Source organism: Shewanella sairae, from assembly GCF_023283535.1.
Classification (GTDB): Bacteria; Pseudomonadota; Gammaproteobacteria; order Enterobacterales; family Shewanellaceae; genus Shewanella; species Shewanella sairae.
In genome coordinates this window covers 1-2,567 of the sequence record NZ_JAKILT010000137.1, presented here as the reverse complement: position 1 = coordinate 2,567, position 2,567 = coordinate 1, and the positions used below count along the sequence as shown (strand labels likewise).

At 38.1% G+C, this 2,567-nt stretch carries 4 protein-coding genes; all 4 read left to right on the top strand.

Translation table 11 applies throughout. The features are described from left to right. Nucleotides 1–505, top strand: a 505-nt coding sequence (locus L2748_RS23495; RefSeq protein ID WP_246616299.1) for a T6SS immunity protein Tdi1 domain-containing protein, incomplete at its 5' end; no start/stop codon positions are given. Nucleotides 506–731: 226 nt separating this feature from the next. Then, nucleotides 732–1,127: a DUF2750 domain-containing protein gene (locus tag L2748_RS23490; protein WP_220783557.1), complete on the top strand. Its 396-nt coding sequence runs from the start codon at nucleotides 732–734 to the stop codon at nucleotides 1,125–1,127. A 467-nt stretch (nucleotides 1,128–1,594) separates the two neighbouring features. After that, complete coding sequence (locus L2748_RS23485; protein WP_220783556.1) at nucleotides 1,595–1,960, top strand: hypothetical protein; 366 nt, start codon at nucleotides 1,595–1,597, stop codon at nucleotides 1,958–1,960. 94 nt (nucleotides 1,961–2,054) lie between these two features. After that, nucleotides 2,055–2,384, top strand: coding sequence for a hypothetical protein (locus tag L2748_RS23480; RefSeq protein ID WP_220783555.1), 330 nt, complete (start codon nucleotides 2,055–2,057; stop codon nucleotides 2,382–2,384). The last annotated feature ends 183 nt before the right edge of the window (nucleotides 2,385–2,567 follow it).

The window sequence follows — 2,567 nt, the reverse complement described above, 5'->3', positions numbered from 1 at the left end:
TGTCCACAAATTAGCTAGTGAGCCTAGTGATGACATGCTTTTGGGAGTTTTATGCAAAAGGGTAAATATGAGCATACTTAACGAAATCAAAGATGCTTGGGGCTGGATTGGTATAGAACCTCAAGAAGTAGTTATAGATAACAAGTTTGGCAATCTAATCGTTAAAGATTTCAGTGATAAATTTTGGCGGCTGTGCCCTGAAGACGTTTATTGTGAGATAGTTGCAGAATCTATCGATGAGTATAACGCTCTGATTAAAAACGAAGAGTTTCTCGAAGATTGGTTTATGACAAATATGGTTCAAGAAGCAGAAGGTTCACTTGGTAAATTAGAGTCAGAGTACAAATATCATATGGTAATCCCTGGAGCATTAGGCGGCGAGTATGGTGGTTCAAATATTAAAGTAGCACCTCTTCTAGAAATTATTAGGTTCTCTGGTGCTCTCGGCAAACAAATTGAAGATCTTCCTGATGGCGCTCCAGTTGAACTCAAGGTGGTTCCGTAAAATCACATACGATATTTCGAGCTTTTCGGTTGGAAGTGCTGGTTTACTTCAAAGATCCTGGTTGGAAATAGTAGGATCCTTCAAAAAAGTAATCGCGGCTAAAGTATCCAAATACAGACTTTATCATTACAAGTAACGGCGAGGTCAAAAATGCATAATCGGGTAACTTAAAGTGTCTAATCCTTAGCCACCATGCCGATTGGGCTTATGTTTCCAAGGAGAATTAATGGCATACAAGATGAATGGAAAACAGTATGAGGCTGTTCTAGCATTGGATAGCTCAAAGCGTTTTGAACATTTCGTTAGCAAAGTCGCTGATTGGCGACAATTGTGGGGCGTAAAAAACGATGAAGGCTGGCTTGTTTCAGTAGATCCTGAAGGCTTTGAGTATTTTCCTCTATGGCCACATCCTGAGTACGCTCAGAAAGTTGTAGATGAAAACTTTCCTGGTCATCAGGCAGTTGAGCTTAGCCTCGATGAACTATTAAATCATTGGCTTCCGCTCTTTGAGCAGGACAATGTAAAAGTAGCAGTCTTTCCAAACAGAGAATGGACATTTTGGTGTATTGAGCCACAAGATCTTAAAGAAGATCTTTTAAATGAAATGGCTAAATATGAATAAAAAAACATAACCAGTGCATTTTGCGGACACTCACTACACGCGCAAATGTAGGCGTTACCGTTTATCCGATTGTAATACTTTCTCTAATGCCAAAAGTCATCCCAATAGCTTTAGCTCTAAAAAGCTTTTGTCCAAAGATGTGCTGACGGGGCATGTAACACGAAATTGCCCCTGTATTAGTTACAGGCAATAAGCAAGAAAGAACAGTGATGAGTCTGTTGGCCAACTTTTACGAATCGATAAGTAATAGTCACGAATTACATTCGATTCACCATCAATACCAATGCTCACTTTGCTCATTTCTGTGCGCGTTTATCCAGCAACACTCTGGTAGAGAGTTTATAAATCAATAGCTTTGATACAGTAAAAATTAAATAATAGGTTTATTAAATGTGCATGCGTGTTTTGCCAAATACGTGCGCATGCGCACTATACAAATGTTAGATCTCACTCGGAGTCAGTGTAATATGCAAAAAATGAGAAAAATCGAAATTAGCCCCAAAACGTTGTTGAGTGCAGAAGACTTTAAGAAGTATAAAAGTAATAATAGAAAATGGTTTGTTATTCACAGTATTCTTCTAATTTCAATTTTTGTAGTAATTGCAGTATCAATTATGAATAAAGAATTGGAGCTCGGTATTTATACTGGTTCTTTAGTATTTGGATATCTCATTTCTTTGGGAGTAATTGCATCGAAGAATAAGTTAAATTGGTTTTTATGGGTAGTGCTTACCTTAATCTCCATGTTTACATTACCAATAATAGGTATACTCGTTTCGCATGCATTAATTACCAGAAAAGGTTTTAAACATGAGTGGCTATCGACATTGTAACTAATTTATCGATTTAAACGGACGTGCAACAGTTGGCTCGCGCTCGTTCCTCACACAGTTTAGCCAAAATTAACGCCGCTTAACGAGCCGTTAAATGTCCAAGGAAGCTATGAAGCCAGAACAACTAATCTCCAATATTAAAGTAGAAATAGAAAGTCTCATTTCTCTTTATGGGCAAGGCTCTGAAGGGCAAACTGATCTAGGTATTAAACTCGACTCATTAGAGTTAAGTTCCGAAATCAAAGAACAGGTTGTCGGCTTAATTAAGCAGGCAATCGAAGAGTCAACTTACAACTTACTCTGTGGCCTAGAAGGTTCAGCATCAATTGCTGGTACTCAAGAATGCTACGAAATAAAAGACGAAAGTGGTAATATACTTTCAGGTGAATTGGATAGCTTGTTCTATGAACAAATTATGGAATAAGCATTTAACCAGTAGCACCAACGGACTCCGTAATGTTTGCACCTTTCCTGCAAAAACATGCGGCAAAGTTGCAAACATAACTACGCCGTTGTGCTAGGCGTTACCGTAAATCCACTTACCTTACTTTCCCTAATGAAACTCATCACTTTAAGAGCTTTGACTCTAACTGATTTCTGTCCAAAA